We start from the raw sequence: 19,453 nt of genomic DNA on the forward strand, positions 1-19,453 counted from the left end.
GTGCGTGGTGCGCTGGTGGGGGGATGTGGGTGCGCGGGGGCGCTCGTGGCGCCCCCGCGCGGTGTGGTGCGGTGGTGCTGGGGTTCGGGTCAGCCGGCGAAGGTGCCGGACTTCTCCACGGCCCACTTGCCGTCCTTCACCGAGTAGACGGTGAGCTGCTTGTTGGTGGTGTCACCGAACTCGTCGAAGGAGACCTTGCCGGTGACGCCCTCGAAGGAGGCCGACTGGACGGCGGCGACGATCTTGGCGCGGGCGTCGTCGGGCAGCTTGCCGCCGTTGGCGCCGGCGACGGCCTTGACGGCCTGGATGATGGCCCAGGCGCTGTCGTAGGAGTAGCCGCCGTAGGTCTCGTAGGCGTCCTTGTAGGCGGCGGCCTTGTAGTCCGCGATGAACTTCGCGGCGGAGGGCAGCTGCTCGACGGGGAGGCCGACGGCGGTGGCGAGGTCGCCCTGGCCCTTGGGGTTGAGCTTGATGAAGTCGCCGCTCTGGATGCCGTCGCCGCCCATGAGGGGGATGTTGACGCCGGCGTCCTTGAGCTGCAGGGAGAGCGGGCCGGCGGCCGGGTACTCGCCGCCGTAGTAGACCGCCTCGGCGCCGGAGGACTTGACCTTGGTGACGATGGCGTTGAAGTCGCGGTCGTCGGGGTTGACGTGCTCCTCGCCGACGATGGTGCCGCCGAGCTTGGTGAACTCGCCCTTGAAGGTGGAGGCGAGGCCGGCGCCGTAGGTCTTCTGGTCGTCGATCAGGAAGACCTTCTTCTTCTTGGCGTCGTTCACCAGGTACTGCGCGGCGAACGGGCCCTGCACGGCGTCCGTGGTGGCGGTGCGGAAGTAGGACTTGAACGGGCGGGCCTTGGTGCCGGTGGCCCACTTCTCGCCCTGGGAGAGCGCGACGCCGGTGTTGGCGGGGGAGATCTGCACGAGGTTGGCGTCGTTGAAGATCTGCTGCATCGACTGGGCGACGGAGGAGTTCAGCGGGCCGACGACGCCGACGACCTTCTTGTCGGCGACGAGCTGGGTCGCGTTCTGCTGGCCGGGGGCCGGCTTGGCCGTGTCGTCGAGCGCCTTGATCTCGAACTTGATGCCGGGCACCTCGTTGGTCTCGTTGGCCTTCTTGACAGCCAGGTCGACCGAGTTCTTGATGCCGATGCCGAGGGCGGAGAGGTCACCGGTGAGCGGCGCGTCCACGCCGATGGTCACGGTGGTGCCGCCCGCGTCGCCGCTGGTGCCGGACTTCTCACCGCGCGAGCCGCAGGCGGTGACGGTGAGCGCTCCGACGACGGCGATGCTCACGACAAGCATGGAACGGTTACGCACGAAGTTCCCCTTCTGGATCAGGTAGGCAGGGACGCCGGAGTGGCGGGTGCCGGGTCGCGCGCTGGGGCCTGGCCCGATCGGATGGCGCGGTGACTGGCCGTGACTCTAGAACGGCTTCGGCGCCTCGGGCAGCCCTCCGGACATGCTGTGATTCTCTTGTTATGAGGACCCTTCGGAAGAATCTCGAATATTGGTCATAAGCGCCCGATTCTGCGCGGGATGGTAAGAGCTGTCTCGTCCCTCGATACGGTTGAGCGCCGCAAAGGGCCTGCTACCGGCAGTGTTCGACTATCGGACGCGAGTGTCCGAGCTCTTCTCTGCGGACACAGGTGTCCGGTCAGCGGAAATCGGGCAGGCCGAATGCAGCCGTTCGGACAGATCCAGCGGATACCGCCCCCCCCAGGATCTGACTCACGGTCTGCATTGCGCGCGTGTTACGCAGCGTTACATCCAGGAAAGGCATGCCCGCGTCCGGCGGGGCCGAGGAGCAGTCGGTGACGCGGTAGTCGACCGTCAGCAGCACCGCCTGACCCGGCGTCACCGGCACCGGCCCGCCACCACGCAGGGAGACGGACAAACCGGGATAGCCCTGGCGGACCGCCACCACCTCGTACGGCGAGTCCGCCGCCGCCCACAGCCGCAGGGCGAAGGCGCCGGGCGGCCCCGGAGCGGCAGGGGCCGGCCCGGCGTAGCGCAGGTGCGCGACCAGGGCGGGCACGGGCGGGCGCCCGTCGGGCGGGGGTGCGGGCCCGGGCCGGTGCTCCCCGCGGGGGGCCAGCAGTGCGGCGAGCGCCGCGGCGAGCCCGGCGAGCAGCAGGATCTGACGGCGCGGCACGGGACCGCGCGGGTGCGGCGGGTCGGGCGGCGGCGCCTCGGTCCGCCCGGCCGGCTCGACCGGGCCGATGTCCCCGTGGCCGCCGTGCCGCGCGTCGCCGTGCCCCCTGCCGGACATGCTGCCGCCCCCTCGTCTGGGCACCACCTGCCCGGGGCCGGGCGTGGCCAAACAACCAGGATCGAACACCCGGCCGGGTCGACGGGTGGGGCCTGCGGGGACGAGGGGGCGGACGGGGCGCGCGGTGCGCCCTTGAGCCGGGCCTACAGGTCGCGCAGCATGCAGGTCAGACGGCAGCTGGTGATCCGGCGGCCGGTGTCGTCGGTCACGGCGATCTCGTACGTCGCCGCGGTGCGGCCCTTGAAGACGGCCGTCGCCACGCCGGTCACCAGGCCGGAGGTGGCGGAGCGGTGGTGCGTGGCGTTCAGGTCGACCCCGACCGCGTACCGGCCGGGCCCGGCGTGCAGCATCGCGCCGATCGAGCCGAGCGTCTCGGCGAGCGCCGCCGAGGCGCCGCCGTGCAGCAGGCCGTACGGCTGCTGGTTGCCCTCGACCGGCATGGTGCCGACCACGCGGTCCGGGGAGGCCTCGGTGATGCTGATGCCGAGCTTCTCGCCTAGGTGCCCGCCGGAGAACGTCTCCGGGCTCACCCCGAGCTTGGCGAAGTGGTCGAGGACGTCCTGGGGCACCTTGAGTACGGGGGCCGCGTCGGTCATGGTGCTCCTGCCGGTGAGGGGTCACGTCGTCGTCTCCCCGTGATCGTACGGCGGGCGGTCCGCGGGCCGCCGGTGGCCTCGGCGCCGTTGCGGGGGATGTCGGCGACCGGCCCTAGGATCGGGGCGTGGCAGAGGAACCGGCAGGAACGGACGTTGACGTGGCTACGCAGGGTGCGGCACAGGACACGGCGGGTGGCGGCCCGCGCCGCCTGATGCTGCTCGACGGGCATTCGATGGCCTACCGGGCCTTCTACGCGCTGCCGGTGGAGAACTTCAGCACCATCACCGGGCAGCCGACCAACGCCGTCTACGGCTTCGCGTCGATGCTGGCCAACACCGTCCGTGACGAACGGCCGACGCACCTCGCGGTGGCGTTCGACCTGTCCCGGCAGACGTTCCGCTCCGCGGAGTTCCCCGACTACAAGGCGAACCGCGCCAAGACGCCGGACGAGTTCCGCGCCCAGATCGGCCTGATCGGCGAACTCCTCGACGCCATGCACATCCCGCGGATCACCGCGGAGGGCTTCGAGGCCGACGACGTCATCGCCACCCTCGCCACCGCCGCCGCGGCGGAGGGCTTCGAGGTGCAGATCGTCACCGGCGACCGGGACTCCCTCCAGCTCGTGAGCGAGCAGGTCACCGTCCTCTACCCGACCAAGGGCGTCTCCGAGCTCACCCGCTACACCCCGGAGAAGGTCGCCGAGAAGTACGGCGTCACCCCGCGCCAGTACCCGGACCTCGCGGCGCTGCGCGGCGACCCGTCGGACAACCTGCCCGGCATCCCCGGCGTCGGCGAGAAGACCGCCGCGAAGTGGGTCAACCAGTTCGGCTCGTTCGACGAGCTCGTGGCCCGCGCCGACGAGGTCAAGGGCAAGATCGGCGAGAAGCTCCGCGAGCACCTCGACTCCGTCAAGCGCAACCGCGTGCTCACCGAGCTCGTGCGCGACGTCGAACTCCCGCTCGGCGTCGCCGACCTGGCCCGTACGCCGTTCGACCGGCCGGCCGTCGGACAGATCCTCGAAGCGCTGGAGTTCCGCAACCCCAACTTCCGCGAGCGCGTCCACGGCATGGACCCGGCCGGCGCCGCCGAGGCCGAGGCACCGCAGACCGAGGCCGGCCCCGAGGTCGACGGCGACGTCCTGACCGGGCCCGGCGCCCTCACCGCCTGGCTCGCCGAGCACGCCACCGGCCGGACGGCCCTCGCCACCGTCCACACGTGGGCCCTGGGCACCGGCGGCGTCCAGGAGGTCGCCCTCGCCGCCGGCGAGGCCGCCGCCTGGTTCGACCCGGCCGCGCTCGACCAGGCCGACGACCAGGCGTTCGCCGCCTGGCTCGCCGACCCCGACCGCCCCAAGGCGCTGCACATCGCCAAGCACGTCATGCGGGCCTTCGCCGAGCAGGGCTGGACGATCCGCGGCGTCACCGCCGACACCGCCCTCGCCGCGTACCTGGAGAAGCCCGGCCGCCGCACCTTCACCCTCGACGTCCTCGCCGAGGAGTACCTCGCCCGCTCGCTGGAGCCCGCCGCCGCGGCCGAGACCGGCCAGCTCTCCTTCGACGCCCCCGAGGAGGACACCACCGCCGCGGCCCGCGCCCTCATGGTGCAGGCCCGCGCCGTGCTCGACCTCGCCGAACTGTTCGACACCCGCCTCGCGGAGGTCGGCGCCGCCGGGCTGTTCCACGACATGGAGCTGCCCATCGCCGAGCTCCTCGCCCGCATGGAGCGGTACGGCATCGCCGCCGACCGCGACTGGCTCACCGGCCTGGAGTCGCAGTTCGCCGCCGAGATCCAGCGCTGCGTCGAGGAGGCCCACACCGCCGCCGGCCGCCCGTTCAACCTCGGCTCGCCCAAGCAGCTCCAGGAGATCCTCTTCGGCGAGCTCGCGCTGCCCAAGACCAAGAAGATCAAGACCGGCTACACCACCGACGCCGACGCCCTCACCTGGCTCGCCGCGCAGACCACCAACGAACTGCCGGTCATCCTGCTGCGCCACCGCGACCAGGCGAAGCTGCGCACCACGGTCGAGGGCCTCCTCAAGACCGTCTCCGACCAGGGGCGCATCCACACCACCTTCAACCAGATGGTCGCCGCGACCGGCCGGCTCTCCTCGCAGGACCCGAACCTGCAGAACATCCCCGTCCGCACCGAGGAGGGGCGCGCGATCCGCCGCGCCTTCGTCGTCGGCACGGGCTACGAGACGCTGCTCACCGCCGACTACTCGCAGATCGAGCTGCGCATCATGGCGCACCTCTCCGAGGACGCCGCGCTCGTCGAGGCGTTCGCCTCCGGCGAGGACCTCCACACCACCGTCGCCTCGCAGGTCTTCGAGGTGGCGCGGGACGCCGTCGACGCCGAGATGCGCCGCAAGATCAAGGCGATGTCCTACGGCCTCGCGTACGGGCTCTCGGCCTACGGCCTGTCGCAGCAGCTCAACATCCGGCCCGCCGAGGCGCAGGGCCTGATGGACACGTACTTCGAGCGGTTCGGCGGTGTCCGCGACTACCTGCAGAACGTCGTCGAGGAGGCCCGCGCGGTGGGCTACACCGAGACCCTCCTCGGCCGCCGCCGCTACCTGCCGGACCTCACCAGCGACAACCGGCAGCGCCGCGAGATGGCCGAACGGATGGCGCTCAACGCGCCGATCCAGGGGTCGGCCGCGGACATCGTCAAGATCGCCATGCTGCACGTGGACCGCGCGCTCACCGAGGCCGGGCTGGGCACGCGCATGCTGCTGCAGGTGCACGACGAGATCGTGCTGGAGGTCGCCCCCGGCGAGCGCGAGCAGGTCGAGGCGCTGGTGCGCGCGCAGATGGCCGGTGCGTACCCGCTGCGGGCCCCGCTGGACGTCTCGGTCGGCGTCGGCGCGAACTGGGAGGCCGCCGCGCACTGACCCGGCGGCGTACCCGACCCGTCGCGGCGGGCCCACCCCTCGGGGGCGGGCCCGCCGCGCGCGTTCCGCCACCCGTTCCGAGCTCGTGCAATACCTTGCAGCAAGTTACCGAAAATCTTTTCGATTTCTCTTGACCCGGGCGGGCGCGGGACGGGAGGGTCGACCTGCGGGCGTGCGCGCCGCCCTGCGGCCACCCACCCACCGCCCCGAAAGGCCCCCGCATGCCCGGACACGCCCCGCCCGTCACCGACGAGCGCGACGCCCTCCTCGCCTACCTCGCCCAGCAGCGCCAGAGCCTGCGGGTCACCGCGCACGGCCTCACCGAGGAGCAGGCCCGGTCGGCGCCCTCCGCCAGCGAGCTCGGCATCGCCGGCCTGATCAAGCACGCCGCCCGCTGCGAGCGCGGCTGGACGGACCTCGTGCTGCAGCGCACCCGCGGCCCCGAGCGGACGGCCGACGAGGACGACGCCTCCGACTTCGTCCTCACCGCCGGCGAGACGCTCGCCGGGGTGCTGGAGGACTACGCGCAGGCCGCCGCCGAGACCGACGCGGTCGTGCGCGGCATCGCCGACCTCGGGCAGCCGGTGCCGGTGCCGAAGGGCCTGCCGTGGTTCCCTGCCGACGTCGAGGCGTGGTCGGTGCGCTGGGTGCTGCTGCACCTCATCGAGGAGACCGCCCGGCACGGCGGCCACGCCGACATCATCCGGGAGACCATCGACGGCGCCACGCTCTACCCGCTCATGGCCGCCGCCGAGCAGTGGCCCGACCCGTGGTTCAGCCCGTGGGAGCCGCCGCACGCAGGCTGACCCCGGCCGGCGCGCGTCAGCGGCGCGGGTTGACCCGCCGGGTCGGCTCGGCCGCGGCCGGGTCCTCCGGCCAGGGGTGCCGCGGGTAGCGGCCGCGCAGCTCGGCCCGGACGGCCCGGTAGCCCTCGCGCCAGAACGACGCGAGGTCACCGGTCACGGCGGCCGGGCGCCCGGCGGGGGAGAGCAGGTGCACGGTGAGCGGCACCCGCCCGCCGGCCAGCGCCGGGGCGGCCTGCCAGCCGAACAGCTCCTGGAGCTTCACGGCGAGCACCGGCCGGTCGGCCGTGTAGTCCACCCGCACCTTGGAGCCGCTCGGCACGGTGATCCGCTCGGGGGCCAGCTCGTCGAGCCGGCCGGCCTCGCCGCCCGCCCAGGGCAGCAGCCGCTGGAGGGCGGAGGCCGTGTCGATCCGGGCGAGGTCGGCGCGGCGCCGGGCGCGGGAGAGCTCGGGCTCCAGCCACTGCCCGGCGCGGGCGAGCAGCGCGTCGTCGTCGACCGCGGGCCAGGGCTCGCCGAGCGCCCGGTGCAGGAAGGCCAGCCGGGCGCGCAGGCCCGTCGCGGCGGCCGGCCAGGTCAGCAGCGTGCCGACGCCCTCACGGGCCAGGCCGTCCACCAGGGCGGCCCGGACGAGCGCGGGGTCGGGCGCGCCGAGGACGGACTCGGCCAGCTCGACGGCGCCCAGCCGGGCGACCCGGCGGGCCGTCAGCTCGCCCCGCCGGGACGACCAGTGCACCTCCTCGTGCTCGGTGAGCAGGGCCTCGCCGGCCTGCCGGGCGGTGGCCTCGTCGAGGGCGACGGCGCGCAGCACCCGGGCGGACGGCGAGCCCGCAGGACGGTCCGCGACCGCCACCGCCAGCCAGGCGGAGCCGGCGAGGTGCGAGCCGGGGCCGAGCTCGGCGGCCGTCCCGGAGGCCATCAGGTAGCCGCGGTCGGCGCCGCGGCTGCGGGCGATGCGTTCGGGGTGGGCGAGGGCGACGACCAGGCCGGCCGCGCCGGCGTCGCCGGGCCCGACGCCGTCCGCGCCGTCGCGGCGCAGCCGCCGCACCTCCTCGCGCCAGCGGCGCGCGTACGGGTCGTCCCCGGTGCGGACGGCCCGCCAGACGGCGAGCAGGTCGTCGCCGAGGGCCCGCGGCGGCTCCTCGGAGAGCAGCGCGACGAGCTCGGCGGCGCGGCGCGCGCCGACCAGACCGGTGCCGTCGAGCAGGGCGCGGGCGAGGCGCGGGTGCAGCCCGGTGCGGGCGATGCGGTGGCCGCGGTCGGTGGCCCGGCCGTCCGGGCCGACGGCGCCGAGCGCCTGCAGCACCGTGCGGGCGGCGGCCATCGCCCCGGCCGGCGGCCGGTCGGGCAGCGCCAGGGCGGTGGCGTCCGGGTCGCCCCAGCAGGAGGCCTGCAGCGCGAACGAGGTGAGGTCGGCCAGCGCGATCTCCGGCGTGGGGAACGGCTGCGCGCGGGCGTCCTCGACCTCGGCCCAGCACCGGTAGACCGTGCCGGGGGCCTCGCGTCCGGCACGCCCGGCGCGCTGCCGGGCGGCGGCCAGCGAGGCACGGACGGTGACCAGGCCGGCGAGGCCGCGGGCGTGGTCGGTGCGCGGCTCGCGGGCGAGCCCGGAGTCGACGACGGACCGGACGCCGGGCACCGTCAGCGCGGACTCGGCGACCGAGGTCGCCAGGACGACCCGCCGCCTCCCGCCCGCGGCCAGCGCGGCGTCCTGGACGGCCTGCGGGGCCCGACCGTGCAGCTGCAGCACCTCGGCGTCCACGTGCAGCTGCCCGGCGACCCGGGCGATCTCGCCGACGCCCGGCAGGAAGCACAGCACGTCGCCGTCGCGCTCGGCCAGGGCCCGCCGCACGGTCGCCGCGACGTGCTCCAGCAGCGCGGGGTCGGTGCGCGTGCCGTGGGCGGGCCGGACGGCGCGCGGCGGCGGCGCCCACACCACCTCCACCGGGTGCGCGAGGCCGTGCGCCTCGACGACGGGCGCACCGCCGAGCAGCGCGGCCCACGCCGCGGTGTCGGAGGTCGCCGAGGCGCAGACGAGCTGCAGCTCGGGCCGGAGCGCGGCGCGGACGTCCAGCAGGAAGGCGAGGGCGGTGTCGGCGTCGAGGTGGCGCTCGTGGCACTCGTCGAGGATCACGACGTCGACGCCCGGCAGCTCGGCGTCGCGCTGGAGGCGCTGCAGGAGCACACCGGTGGTGACGACCTCCACGACCGTGCGCGGCCCGGTGCGGCGCTCGCCGCGCACGGTGAGGCCGACCTCCTCGCCGACCGCGGAGCCCAGCAGCCAGGCCATCCGGCGGGCCGCCGCGCGGACCGCGAGCCGCCGGGGCTCCGCCACCAGGACGCGACGGGCGGGCCCGGGCAGGCCGTCGACCAGCCCGGCGAGGGCGAGCGGCACCAGGGTGGTCTTGCCGGAGCCGGGCGGGGCGGTGAGGACGGCCGCGCCGTGGCCGGCCAGCGCCCGCTGCAGGGGCGCCACGGCGGTGCGGACGGGCAGGTCGGTTCCGGCCGGGCGCACCGCTCAGCCCCGCTGCGCGACGAAGACCGCGGTGCCGGGCAGGAGCCGGCCGCGCAGCGGCGACCAGCCGCCCCACTCCTGCTCGTGGCCCTCGGGCCACTCGGGCTCGACGAGGTCGAGCAGCCGGAAGCCGGCGGCGGTGAGCTCCCGCACCCGGTCGCCGAGCGTGCGGTGGTGCTCGACGTAGGTGGCGCGCCCCCGTTCGTCCTGCTCGACGTACGGGGTGCGGTCGAAGTAGGAGGCGGTGGCGGTGAGGCCCTCGACGCCCGGCTCGTCGGGGAAGGCCCAGCGGATCGGGTGGGTCACCGAGAACACCCAGCGGGCGCCGGGCCGCAGCACCCGGTGCACCTCGCGCATGAGGGCCGCGGTGTCGGCGGAGAAGGGCACGGCGCCGTACGCGGAGCAGGCGAGGTCGAAGGCGCCGTCGGCGAAGGGCAGCACGGCGGCGTCGGCCTGGACGACGGCGACGGGCTCGCCGCCGCGCCCGAGGTCGATCCGCCGGGAGTGCTGGAGCTGGCGGAAGGAGATGTCGAGGGCGACCGGGCGGGCGCCGCGGGCGGCGAGCCACCGTGAGCACTGGGCGGCGCCGGCGCCGATCTCCAGCACGTCGAGGCCCTTGAGGGTGCCGGGCTCGCCGAGCAGCCGGGCGTCGGCCTCGTCGAGGCCCTCGGGGCACCAGGTGAAGCGGTCGTCGCCGAGGAAGGCGCCGTGCTCGTCCTGGTACTCGTCGGCGTTGCGGTCCCACCAGTGCCGGCTGGCGCGGCTGGACTCGCCGGTGCCGGCGGCCCGCCGCAGCGCGTCGTCCTCGTCGCCGCCGGCGGGGATTTCGGGGGTGGTGGTCACGATGCTGAGGCCCGTCGCGTAGGGTGTGGGGTGCGGAAGCGCCGCTGCCGTGAACCGGCTCCGACCAGGGTCGGCTCGGGGCGGTGGCATCCGGGGAGGGCCCCTTCGAAAGCCGCCCGTTGCGGTGCGCCATCGGAGGATATGGCCTGATTGATCCCGGCCTCTACCGGTCTCGATGCTCTTCGCGTTGACCGTGCCCGGCTGTCCCCGTATGCTACAAGTTGCGCTGCGGGCCTGCGCGCCTCAGACGGAGCAGGTCGCGCTCGCATCTGTCGAAGACCCCACGGTCTGCAAGACGGACACCACCTTCGGATTTTCGGGTCGGTGCGCCGTGTTCTTGGCTGTCCGGCTTTCGGTGGGAGCGATAACGGGCCCTCCGCGTGGCATTACCTACGACTTCATGTCCGTACCGGAGCCCTTTTCCTAATGACGAGCCCCACCGACACCTCTGTCAGCACCATCCCGCAGGTTGCGGTCAACGACATCGGCGATGCCGAGGCCTTCCTCGCCGCCATTGACGAGACCATCAAGTACTTCAACGACGGCGACATCGTTGAGGGCGTCATCGTGAAGGTCGACCGTGACGAGGTGCTCCTCGACATCGGTTACAAGACCGAGGGTGTCATCCCGTCCCGCGAGCTCTCGATCAAGCACGACGTCGACCCCCACGAGGTTGTCTCCGTCGGCGACAACATCGAGGCCCTGGTCCTCCAGAAGGAGGACAAGGAGGGTCGTCTCATCCTGTCCAAGAAGCGCGCGCAGTACGAGCGCGCCTGGGGCACGATCGAGAAGATCAAGGAAGAGGACGGCATCGTCACCGGTACCGTCATCGAGGTCGTCAAGGGTGGTCTCATCCTCGACATCGGCCTCCGTGGCTTCCTCCCGGCCTCGCTGGTCGAGATGCGCCGCGTCCGCGACCTCCAGCCGTACGTCGGCAAGGAGCTCGAGGCCAAGATCATCGAGCTGGACAAGAACCGCAACAACGTGGTCCTGTCCCGCCGTGCCTGGCTGGAGCAGACCCAGAGCGAGGTCCGCCAGACCTTCCTCACCACCCTCCAGAAGGGTCAGGTGCGCTCCGGCGTCGTCTCCTCGATCGTCAACTTCGGTGCCTTCGTGGACCTGGGTGGCGTCGACGGCCTGGTGCACGTCTCCGAGCTGTCCTGGAAGCACATCGACCACCCCTCCGAGGTCGTCGAGGTCGGCCAGGAGGTCACCGTCGAGGTTCTCGACGTCGACATGGACCGCGAGCGCGTCTCCCTGTCGCTGAAGGCGACCCAGGAAGACCCGTGGCAGCAGTTCGCCCGGACGCACCAGATCGGTCAGGTCGTCCCCGGCAAGGTCACCAAGCTGGTCCCGTTCGGTGCGTTCGTGCGCGTCGACGAGGGCATCGAGGGCCTGGTCCACATCTCCGAGCTGGCCGAGCGCCACGTCGAGATCCCGGAGCAGGTCGTCCAGGTCGGCGACGAGATCTTCGTCAAGGTCATCGACATCGACCTCGAGCGCCGTCGCATCAGCCTCTCGCTGAAGCAGGCCAACGAGTCCCTCGGTGCCGACCCGGCGTCGGTCGAGTTCGACCCGACCCTGTACGGCATGGCTGCCTCGTACGACGACCAGGGCAACTACATCTACCCGGAGGGCTTCGACCCCGAGGCGAACGACTGGCTGTCCGGCTTCGAGAAGCAGCGTGAGGAGTGGGAGCGCCAGTACGCCGAGGCGCAGTCCCGCTTCGAGCAGCACCAGGCCCAGGTCATCAAGAGCCGCGAGGCGGACGCCGTCGCGGCCGCCGAGGCCGGCGAAGAGGCCCCGGTCTCCGGTGGTGGCGGTTCGTCCTACTCGTCCAGCAGCGACGAGGGCTCCGGCGCTCTCGCTTCGGACGAGGCGCTCGCCGCGCTCCGCGAGAAGCTGGCCGGCGGCCAGAGCTGATCGCAGCCTGAGAGCTGAGCAGTAGAAGCGGAACCCCCGCCCGGTTCGTCCGGGCGGGGGTTCCGCTTTTGTCGTGCCCGATATTCCTTATCTGGGGTTTAGATCCCGAATGATGTGACATGAGGCTCATCGTCCCTCTATAGGACGGTCATGGCGGACGCCCTACATTGAGGGGAACTGCCCGAAAGGCCACTCATGCGCATCCCCCTCACCGCCGGTCCGCAGGCGTCCGCCGACCACCGGGTCGGCGGGCGGCTCGCGGCCCTCGGTCGTGCCTGCCACCGCCGTCGCCGCTGGGTCCTCGCCTTCTGGGCGCTCGTCCTCGCCGCGGGTGTGCTGATCGGCGGACGCGTCTTCGAGAGCACGGTGGCCGGCGGCGGGACGGGCGGCTCCGAGGCGGCCCGCGGCACGGCCGTGGTGCAGGCCGCGGACCCGGTGAAGGGCGCGGTGACGGCCGTGGTCGACGGGGCGCCGGTGACGGACCCCGCCGTCCGGGCGGCGGTCACCGCGGCGGCGGCGGACCTCGCGCAGCTGCCCGGCGTCGCCTCCGTCGCCGACACGTACTCCGCGGGCGCGTCGATGGCGTCCACCGACGGCGACGCGAGCCTGGTGGCCGTCCGGATGACCGACGCCTCCACCACCGCGCAGCTGCACACCGTCACCGACCGCCTCGCGCAGATCGACGCCGAGGGGGCGCACGTCACGGTCGGCGGCGACCTCGTGCTGCAGGAGGAGGTCAAGCAGCAGACCGAACGGGACACCCGTTTCGGTGAGATCGTCACGCTGCCGCTGACGCTGATCGTCATGGTGCTGGTCTTCGGCGGGCTCGCCGCCGCCGGACTGCCCGGCATCGGCGCGATCGCCTCGGTCGGCGGGGCGCTGCTCGCGATGTTCGGCTTCAGCCGGCTGATGGACATCGACACCAGCGTGCTGCCCATCGCCACCGTGCTGGGCCTGGGCCTCTCCATCGACTACGCGCTGCTGATGGTCAACCGCTTCCGGGAGGAGCGCGGCCACGGCGCCACCATCGCCCAGGCCGTCGAACGCACCTCCGCCACCGCGGGCCGCACCGTGGCCTTCTCCGGGCTGACCGTCGCGGTGGCCCTGTCGGGCCTCTTCGTCTTCACCAGCCCGGTCTTCCGGGCCGTCGCCGTCGCCGGGGTCAGCGTCGTCGTCATCTCGGTCGCGGCCGCCCTGACCCTCGTGCCCGCCCTGCTCGGCTTCGTCGGCCGCCGCATCAAGGCGCCCGCCGAACCCGTCCCCGACGAGGGCTTCTTCTCCCGCACCGTGCGCCGGGTGCAGCGCCGGGCGATACCCGTGGCCGTGGTGTCCGTCGCCCTCCTGGTCGCGGCCGGCGCGCCCTTCCTCACCGCACACCCCCGCACCTCGGGCGCCGAGGTGCTGCCGAAGTCCTTCGCCGCCCGGCAGGTCGCCGAGACCGTCGCGGAGCGCTTCCCCGGGCAGGCCGCCGCTCCGGTCACCGTCGTCGTCGAGAGCGACCGGCGGGCCGCCCAGGCGTACGCCGACACGGTCGTCGAGAAGATCCCCGGCGTCACCTCGGTCCGTGCGGTCACCCCGGTCGGCGACGACCTGACCGCCATCGACGTGCTGGTCGCGGGCGACCCGCAGGGATCCCGGGCCAAGGCCGTGGTCGACGGGCTGCGGGCCGACCGCGGCGGCCTCACCACGTACGTCACCGGCGACGCCGCCTCGGTGGTCGACTTCCAGCACGAGATCTCCACCCGCGGGCCGTGGGCGCTCGGCCTGGTCGCGGTCGGCACGCTGCTGCTGCTCTTCCTGATGACCGGCTCGGTGGTGATGCCGGTCAAGGCCCTGCTGATGAACGTGCTGTCGCTCGGCGCCTCGCTCGGGGCGCTCACCATGATCTTCCAGCACGGCTGGTTCAGCGGGCTGCTCGGCTTCACCCCCGCGGGCGGGCTGGAGACCTTCGTGCCCGTGCTGGTCTTCGCCTTCGCGTTCGGCCTGTCGATGGACTACGAGGTCTTCCTGCTCTCCCGGATCAAGGAGCTGTACGACCAGGGCCACGGCTGCACCCGCTCGGTGCAGCTGGGCCTGCAGCGCAGCGGGCGGATCATCACCTCGGCCGCCCTGCTGATGGTGATCGTCTTCGCCGGGTTCGCGGCCGGCCAGATGCTCATGGTGAAGCAGATGGGCATCGCGCTGGCCGTGGCCGTCGCGGTGGACGCCACCCTGGTGCGGTGCCTGCTGGTGCCGGCCACGATGAGCCTGTTCGGCGAGTTCAACTGGTGGGCCCCGGCGCCGCTGCGCCGCCTGCACCGCCGGTTCGGCCTGAGCGAGCACGTCGCGCTGCCGCCGCTCGGCGCCAGGGCGGCACTGCCGGTGCAGCGCACCGACGCCGAGGAGCTCGCGGCCGTCAGCGGTTGACGCAGGCGTTGCCGAAGCCGGGGGCAAGCCCGGCGGCGACGTCCAGCGGGCCGCAGGCGGCGGCCGACCCGGCGGTGCCGAGCAGCAGACCGCACACGGCGGCGGCGAGGACGAGGGCGGTACGGACGGGGGTCATGGCGGGGCGTCCCTTCGGATGCGCGGAGCTGGGCGGCCTGCCCAACGCGCGGCCGGCCCGCCCGGCATGCGCCCGGACGGGTGACGGCGTCCCCGGCGGTGCCGTCCGCTCAGGCGAGGCGGCGCAGCAGCGGCACGGCGTCGCGCAGCAGCCGCTGTTCGGCGGGGGTGAGGCGCTCGGTGAGCGCCGTGGCGATCTCGCCCTCGCGGCGGGCGCGCTGCGCCTGCAGGGCCTCGGTGCCGGCGGGGGTGGCGGCGAGCACCGTCTTGCGGCCGTCGGTGGGGTGGGGGCTGGTGGCGACCAGGCTCGCCGCGGTGAGGAGGGAGACGGTGCGGGCCATCGACTGGTGGCGTACGCGCAGGAGCGTCGCGAGCTCGCTGGTGGTGTGCGGGCCCTCGCGGACCAGGACGCCGAGGACGGCGGCCTGGTTCTGCGGCAGTTCGTCGCCGGGGCGCAGCGAGCGGACCAGCGTGCCGATCGCGGTGCGCAGTTCGGCGGCCAGTTCCAGCGGGTCGACCTCGTCCATGCCGATGATGGTAGCGGATCGGCTTCCAGCCAGACTGTACAGTCTTGCTGTAGTGTTTTCCTCATGCGACTGACCAAGCTCGGGCACGCCTGTGTCCGCATCGAGCACCAGGACACCACCGTCGTCATCGACCCCGGCCTGTTCACCGAGGCCGACGCCACGTCCGGGGCGGACGCCGTCCTCATCACCCACGAACACATGGACCACTTCGCCGAGGACCGGCTGCGCGCCGCCGTCGCCGCCGACCCCGGGCTGCGGATCTGGACCAACCGCGCCGTCGCCGCGCAACTCGACGGCATCGGCGCGCACGTCACCGTGGTCGGCGAGGGCGACGCCTTCGACATCGACGGCCTCGGCGTCAGCGTCCACGGCGAGTGGCACGCCGTCATCCACCCCGACATCCCGCAGGTCGGCAACATCGGCTTCCTGCTCGACGGCCGGCTCTTCCACCCGGGCGACGCGCTCACCCTGCCGCCGCACCCCGTCGAGACGCTGCTGCTGCCGATCGCCGGCCCCTGGTCCAAGGTGTCGGAGCTGATCGACTACGTCCGCGAGGCCGGCCCCGGCCGCGCGCTCGCCATCCACGAGGCCGTCCTGAGCGAGGCCGGGCAGGCGGTCCACGGCCGGCTCCTCGGCGCGGGCGGCCCCGGCACCGGCGCGCCCTTCACCCAGCTCGCCGCGGGCGAGCAGCTCGACCTCGGCTGAGCGGCACCGTCGCCCGGGGCGGGGGCCTCCGAGGCCGCCGACCCCGGGCGGTAGCCTGACCGCATGCTGAGGATCGGACTGACCGGCGGGATCGGCGCGGGCAAGAGCGAGGTGTCGCGGCAGCTCGCCGCGCTGGGAGCCGTGATCGTCGACTCCGACGTCATCGCACGCGAGGTGGTGGCCCCCGGCACCGACGGACTCCGGGCCGTCGCCGCCGAGTTCGGCCCCGGCGTGCTGCAGGCCGACGGCTCGCTGGACCGCCCCGCCCTCGGCCGCCTGGTCTTCGCGGACGCCGGGCGGCTCGCCGCCCTCAACGCGATCGTCCACCCGCTGGTGCGCGCCCGCTCCGCCGAGCTGGAGGCCGCGGCCGGCCCGCAGGACGTCGTGGTGCACGACGTGCCGCTGCTCGCCGAGAACGGCCTCGGCCACCTCTACGAGCGCGTGATCGTCGTCGACGCCCCGGACGACGTCCGGCTCGACCGCCTCGTCCGGCTGCGCGGCATGGCCGAGGACGAGGCGCGGGCCCGGATGGCCGCGCAGGCCACCCGCGAGGCCCGGCTCGCCGTCGCCGACCTCGTCATCGACAACAGCGGCCCGCTGGACGGCCTCACCGACCGCGTCCACGCGGTCTGGGCACAGCTGCAGGGCCTGCGGACCGGCTGATCACCGGCCCGCGGCCCCGCGCGCGGATCAGGCCTTGCGGCCGACGCCCGCCCAGATCGCCACCTCGGCGTCGGTCGGCTCCGGCGCCGCGTCCGGACGCCACTGCGGCGCCGTGACCAGGCCCGGCTCCAGCAGCTCCAGTCCGTCGAAGAAGCGCAGCACCTCCGCGTGGCTGCGCATGCTCAGCTGTGCGGTCGCGCTGCGGTAGATCGCGGGGCCCTTGTCGGCCTCGGTCTCGACGATGAAGTCGGCGGTGGCGTGCGAGATCGCCAGGTGGCTGCCGGACGGCAGTGCGTCGACCAGGGTGCGCACGATGCCGCACGGGTCGTCCGCGTCGTCGACGAAGTGCAGCACCGCGAACAGCAGCAGCGCCACCGGCCGCCCCAGGTCGAGGAGTTCGCGCACCTGCGGGTCGGCGAGGATCGCCTTCGGGTCGCGCAGGTCGGCCTGCGTCACCGTCACGGTGCCCTGGCTCGCCCCGGCCAGCAGGGCCCGGCTGTGCACCAGCACGATCGGGTCGTTGTCCACGTACGCGACCCGGGCGTCGGGGGCCAGCTGCTGCGCCGTCTCGTGGGTGTTTCCGGCGGTCGGGATGCCGGTGCCGATGTCGAGGAACTGCCGGGCGCCCTGCTCGGCGAGGTGCCGCACCGCCCGCTGCAGGAAGGCCCGGTTGGCCCGCGCGCTGATCCGCACCAGCGGGCTGAGCGCGACGACCTGCTCGGCGGCGGCGCGGTCGGCCGGGAAGTTGTCCTTGCCGCCCAGGTAGTAGTCGTACATCCGGGCCGGGTGCGGGACCTCGGGGCGGAGGTCGACCGGCGTGTGCGGCTCGCCGTCACCCGACATCCACTCCAGCGATATCTCCTGATGGTCGGTCATGTCCGCACTCCCTGGGGCTGGTCGGGTCTCACCCCGGCAGCATAGACGGGCCGCGGGGCCCGCCCGCGGCGAAGGTCGGTACGTCCCGATCATGACGGTCCGTCCGCCGGTGCGTCCGCCGGGTCCCTCGTGAGGAGGTAGCGTGCGCCCGGGCCCGCCGCGGCGGCGCGGTCGCCCGCGTTGTAGAGCGCGCAGCGCGCCAGCGAGAGGCAGCCGCACCCGATGCACCCGGTCAGTTTCTGCTTGAGCAGCTGGAGTTCGGTGATCTGCCGGTCGATCCTGTCCTGCCAGGTGGCGGCCACCGCGCCCCACTCGGCGGTGCTCGGGGCGCGGTCCTCGGGCAGCCGGTCCAGGGCGGTGCCGGCCTCCTCCAGGGAGAGGCCCACGCGCTGGGCGGCCCGGACGAAGGCGATGCGGCGCAGGGTCGTCCGGGCGTAGCGCCGCTGGTTGCCGGCGGTGCGCTCGGCGTGGATCAGGCCGAGGCGCTCGTAGTAGCGCAGCGCGGAGGCGGCCAGCCCGCTGCGCGCGGCGAGCTGCCCGATGGTCAACAGGTCGTGGCGGGTCGGTCCCATGGCGGCGACGATACCTCCTTGACCTGAAGCCGACTTCAACTTGCAGGCTTTCCCCATGACCACCGCAGCGCCCCGCCCCGGGCCGTACGGCTACGCCGACCTGTCGGCCCTGATGGCCCTGATGACCGGCGACGAGAAGCACGGACCCGCCGCCACCTCCACCCTGGACGCCCTGTGGGTGCTCCACGACCGCGTGCTGCACGTCGCCCCGGACCGGGCGGCCGACCCCGGACGCGACCGCTTCCTGCTCTCCAAGGGCCACGGCCCGATGGCCTACTACGCCGTGCTCGCCGCCCGGGGCTTCCTGCCCGCGGAGGTGCTGCCGGGCTTCGGCGGCTACGACTCGCCGCTCGGCCACCACCCGGACCGGCTGCTCGTACCGGGCGTCGAGATCGCCTCCGGCTCGCTCGGCCACGGCCTGCCGCTGGCCGTCGGCACCGCACTCGGCCTGCGCGCCCAGGGCCTGGACGACCCGGCGGTGTGGGTGCTCGTCGGCGACGCCGAACTCGACGAGGGCAGCAACCACGAGGCGATCGCCTTCGCCGGGGCGGTCGGCCTGGAACGCCTGCACACCGTCGTGGTCGACAACTCCTCGGCCACGCACGGCCCGCGCGGCGGCCTCGCGGCCCGCTTCGCCACCGAGGGCTGGTCGACCGCCACCGTCGACGGCCGCGACCACGAGGCGCTGTACGCGGCGTTCACCGCACCGCATCCCGGACGGCCGCACGCGGTCGTCGCCCGCGTCGAGCCGAAGAACGCATCGGCCTGACCCGCCGCCCCTGACCCGCCGCCCTGCCCCGCCGAAGCCCCCAGAGTCCGGGAGGTCCCACCGATGGACACCATGCGCGACCGCTTCACCGCCGTCACCACAGAGCTGCTCGACCGCGATCCGCGGCTCGCCCTGGTGCTCGCCGACATCGGCGCCGACGCCTTCCGGCCGGCCGCCGCCCGCCACCCCGACCGGGTGGTCAACGTGGGCATCCGGGAGCAGCTGCAGATCGGGGTCGCGGGCGGCCTGGCTCTCACCGGGCTGCGGCCGATCGCGCACACCTTCGCGAGCTTCCTCGTCGAGCGGCCCTGGGAGCAGCTGAAGCTCGACCTCGTGCACCAGGGCGTCGGTGCCGTGCTGGTCAGCGCGGGCGGCTCGTACGACTGGCCGGCCGGCGGGCGCACCCACATGGCGCCGGGCGACGTGGCGCTGCTCGACACGCTGCCCGGCTGGACGGTCCACGTGCCGGGCCACCCGGACGAGACGGAGGCGTTGTTGCGGCACGCCGCCGCGGACGGCGACAGCCTGGTCTACCTGCGGCTCTCCGCCCACGCCAACGCCGCGGCGCAGCCCGTCGAGCCGGGCCGCCTGCTCCGGGTGCGGCCGGGACGCCGGGGCGTGGTGCTGGCGGTCGGCCCGATGCTCGACGCGGTGCTGGAGGCCACGGAGGGCCTCGACGTCACCGTGCTGTACGCGGCGACCGTGCGGCCGTTCGACGCGGCGGGCCTGCGCGCCGCGACGGGGGAGGGGACGCCGGTGGTGCTCGTCGAGCCGTACCTGGCGGGCACCTCGGCCCTCGCCGTGCACGAGGCGCTCGCCGGTCTCCCGCACCGGGTGCTGGCCCTCGGCGTGCCGCGCGAGGAGCACCGGCACTACGGGTCGGTGCCCGAGCACCTCGCGGCGTACGGCCTCGACGCGGCCGGTCTGCACGGGCGGATCGCCGCCTTCCTGCGCTGACCGG

At 74.0% G+C, this 19,453-nt stretch carries 17 protein-coding genes; 8 read left to right on the forward strand and 9 right to left on the reverse strand.

The window, feature by feature from the left end:
• Positions 1 to 89: 89 nt before the first annotated feature.
• The 3 genes from OG335_RS27700 to OG335_RS27710 form a co-directional block, all read right to left on the reverse strand.
• Complete coding sequence (locus OG335_RS27700) at positions 90 to 1,316, reverse strand: ABC transporter substrate-binding protein (protein ID WP_405013846.1); 1,227 nt, start codon at positions 1,314 to 1,316, stop codon at positions 90 to 92.
• Positions 1,317 to 1,653: 337 nt separating this feature from the next.
• Positions 1,654 to 2,319, reverse strand: coding sequence for a hypothetical protein (locus OG335_RS27705; RefSeq protein WP_405013847.1), 666 nt, complete (start codon positions 2,317 to 2,319; stop codon positions 1,654 to 1,656).
• Positions 2,320 to 2,411: 92 nt separating this feature from the next.
• Positions 2,412 to 2,864: a PaaI family thioesterase gene (locus tag OG335_RS27710; RefSeq protein WP_405013848.1), complete on the reverse strand. Its 453-nt coding sequence runs from the start codon at positions 2,862 to 2,864 to the stop codon at positions 2,412 to 2,414.
• A gap of 212 nt (positions 2,865 to 3,076) precedes the next feature.
• Here OG335_RS27710 and polA point away from each other — a divergent pair, with 212 nt between their 5' ends.
• Entirely contained in the window at positions 3,077 to 5,755 is a 2,679-nt protein-coding gene (polA, locus tag OG335_RS27715; RefSeq protein WP_405015544.1) for a DNA polymerase I, read from the forward strand.
• A 221-nt stretch (positions 5,756 to 5,976) separates the two neighbouring features.
• The gene (locus OG335_RS27720) at positions 5,977 to 6,561 is read left to right on the forward strand and encodes a DinB family protein (protein WP_405013849.1); all 585 of its coding nucleotides are present in this window, start codon (positions 5,977 to 5,979) and stop codon (positions 6,559 to 6,561) included.
• A 16-nt stretch (positions 6,562 to 6,577) separates the two neighbouring features.
• On the opposite strand, the gene hrpB is transcribed toward OG335_RS27720, so the two are convergent.
• On the reverse strand, positions 6,578 to 9,073 hold the full coding sequence (gene hrpB / locus OG335_RS27725) for an ATP-dependent helicase HrpB (RefSeq protein ID WP_405013850.1): 2,496 nt from the start codon (positions 9,071 to 9,073) through the stop codon (positions 6,578 to 6,580).
• Positions 9,074 to 9,076: 3 nt separating this feature from the next.
• A complete protein-coding gene (locus OG335_RS27730) occupies positions 9,077 to 9,916 on the reverse strand; it encodes a class I SAM-dependent methyltransferase (RefSeq protein ID WP_405013851.1) in 840 nt (279 codons plus the stop codon).
• Between the two features lie 426 nt (positions 9,917 to 10,342).
• Here OG335_RS27730 and rpsA point away from each other — a divergent pair, with 426 nt between their 5' ends.
• Together rpsA and OG335_RS27740 are read left to right on the forward strand one after the other, a co-directional pair.
• A complete protein-coding gene (gene rpsA / locus OG335_RS27735) occupies positions 10,343 to 11,839 on the forward strand; it encodes a 30S ribosomal protein S1 (protein WP_405013852.1) in 1,497 nt (498 codons plus the stop codon).
• Positions 11,840 to 12,034: 195 nt separating this feature from the next.
• Complete coding sequence (locus tag OG335_RS27740) at positions 12,035 to 14,245, forward strand: MMPL family transporter (RefSeq protein WP_405013853.1); 2,211 nt, start codon at positions 12,035 to 12,037, stop codon at positions 14,243 to 14,245.
• Here OG335_RS27740 and OG335_RS27745 read toward each other — a convergent pair.
• Together OG335_RS27745 and OG335_RS27750 are read right to left on the reverse strand one after the other, a co-directional pair.
• On the reverse strand, positions 14,235 to 14,381 hold the full coding sequence (locus tag OG335_RS27745; protein WP_405013854.1) for a hypothetical protein: 147 nt from the start codon (positions 14,379 to 14,381) through the stop codon (positions 14,235 to 14,237). The genes OG335_RS27740 and OG335_RS27745 overlap by 11 nt on opposite strands.
• Positions 14,382 to 14,490: 109 nt before the next feature.
• A complete protein-coding gene (locus OG335_RS27750) occupies positions 14,491 to 14,907 on the reverse strand; it encodes a MarR family winged helix-turn-helix transcriptional regulator (RefSeq protein WP_405013855.1) in 417 nt (138 codons plus the stop codon).
• A 63-nt stretch (positions 14,908 to 14,970) separates the two neighbouring features.
• Between OG335_RS27750 and OG335_RS27755 the strand changes: the two genes are divergently transcribed.
• The gene (locus tag OG335_RS27755; RefSeq protein WP_405013856.1) at positions 14,971 to 15,612 is read left to right on the forward strand and encodes an MBL fold metallo-hydrolase; all 642 of its coding nucleotides are present in this window, start codon (positions 14,971 to 14,973) and stop codon (positions 15,610 to 15,612) included.
• A gap of 63 nt (positions 15,613 to 15,675) precedes the next feature.
• Positions 15,676 to 16,275 (forward strand): dephospho-CoA kinase, encoded by a 600-nt coding sequence (coaE, locus tag OG335_RS27760; protein WP_405013857.1) that lies wholly within the window; start codon positions 15,676 to 15,678, stop codon positions 16,273 to 16,275.
• A gap of 27 nt (positions 16,276 to 16,302) precedes the next feature.
• On the opposite strand, the gene OG335_RS27765 is transcribed toward coaE, so the two are convergent.
• Together OG335_RS27765 and soxR are read right to left on the reverse strand one after the other, a co-directional pair.
• The gene (locus OG335_RS27765) at positions 16,303 to 17,118 is read right to left on the reverse strand and encodes an SAM-dependent methyltransferase (RefSeq protein ID WP_405015545.1); all 816 of its coding nucleotides are present in this window, start codon (positions 17,116 to 17,118) and stop codon (positions 16,303 to 16,305) included.
• 122 nt (positions 17,119 to 17,240) lie between these two features.
• Complete coding sequence (gene soxR / locus OG335_RS27770; protein WP_405013858.1) at positions 17,241 to 17,723, reverse strand: redox-sensitive transcriptional activator SoxR; 483 nt, start codon at positions 17,721 to 17,723, stop codon at positions 17,241 to 17,243.
• Between the two features lie 55 nt (positions 17,724 to 17,778).
• On the opposite strand from soxR, the gene OG335_RS27775 reads away from it, so the two are divergent.
• The gene (locus OG335_RS27775; protein WP_405013859.1) at positions 17,779 to 18,492 is read left to right on the forward strand and encodes a transketolase; all 714 of its coding nucleotides are present in this window, start codon (positions 17,779 to 17,781) and stop codon (positions 18,490 to 18,492) included.
• Positions 18,493 to 18,555: 63 nt separating this feature from the next.
• A complete protein-coding gene (locus OG335_RS27780) occupies positions 18,556 to 19,449 on the forward strand; it encodes a transketolase family protein (protein ID WP_405013860.1) in 894 nt (297 codons plus the stop codon).
• Positions 19,450 to 19,453: the final 4 nt, after the last annotated feature.

It is taken from the genome of Kitasatospora sp. NBC_01539, from assembly GCF_045040525.1.
In the GTDB taxonomy this organism is placed as follows: domain Bacteria; phylum Actinomycetota; class Actinomycetes; order Streptomycetales; family Streptomycetaceae; genus Kitasatospora.

Excerpts from the sequence above, each read along its gene's own strand:
- coaE (WP_405013857.1), top strand. The coding sequence starts at position 15,676 with ATGCTGAGGATCGGACTGACCGGCGGGATCGGCGCGGGCAAGAGCGAG.
- OG335_RS27745 (WP_405013854.1), bottom strand. The coding sequence starts at position 14,381 with ATGACCCCCGTCCGTACCGCCCTCGTCCTCGCCGCCGCCGTGTGCGGT.
- OG335_RS27750 (WP_405013855.1), bottom strand. The coding sequence starts at position 14,907 with ATGGACGAGGTCGACCCGCTGGAACTGGCCGCCGAACTGCGCACCGCG.
- OG335_RS27755 (WP_405013856.1), top strand. The coding sequence starts at position 14,971 with ATGCGACTGACCAAGCTCGGGCACGCCTGTGTCCGCATCGAGCACCAG.
- OG335_RS27720 (WP_405013849.1), top strand. The coding sequence starts at position 5,977 with ATGCCCGGACACGCCCCGCCCGTCACCGACGAGCGCGACGCCCTCCTC.
- rpsA (WP_405013852.1), top strand. The coding sequence starts at position 10,343 with ATGACGAGCCCCACCGACACCTCTGTCAGCACCATCCCGCAGGTTGCG.
- OG335_RS27775 (WP_405013859.1), top strand. The coding sequence starts at position 17,779 with ATGACCACCGCAGCGCCCCGCCCCGGGCCGTACGGCTACGCCGACCTG.
- OG335_RS27780 (WP_405013860.1), top strand. The coding sequence starts at position 18,556 with ATGGACACCATGCGCGACCGCTTCACCGCCGTCACCACAGAGCTGCTC.
- OG335_RS27765 (WP_405015545.1), bottom strand. The coding sequence starts at position 17,118 with ATGTCGGGTGACGGCGAGCCGCACACGCCGGTCGACCTCCGCCCCGAG.
- soxR (WP_405013858.1), bottom strand. The coding sequence starts at position 17,723 with ATGGGACCGACCCGCCACGACCTGTTGACCATCGGGCAGCTCGCCGCG.
- OG335_RS27710 (WP_405013848.1), bottom strand. The coding sequence starts at position 2,864 with ATGACCGACGCGGCCCCCGTACTCAAGGTGCCCCAGGACGTCCTCGAC.
- OG335_RS27740 (WP_405013853.1), top strand. The coding sequence starts at position 12,035 with ATGCGCATCCCCCTCACCGCCGGTCCGCAGGCGTCCGCCGACCACCGG.
- polA (WP_405015544.1), top strand. The coding sequence starts at position 3,077 with ATGCTGCTCGACGGGCATTCGATGGCCTACCGGGCCTTCTACGCGCTG.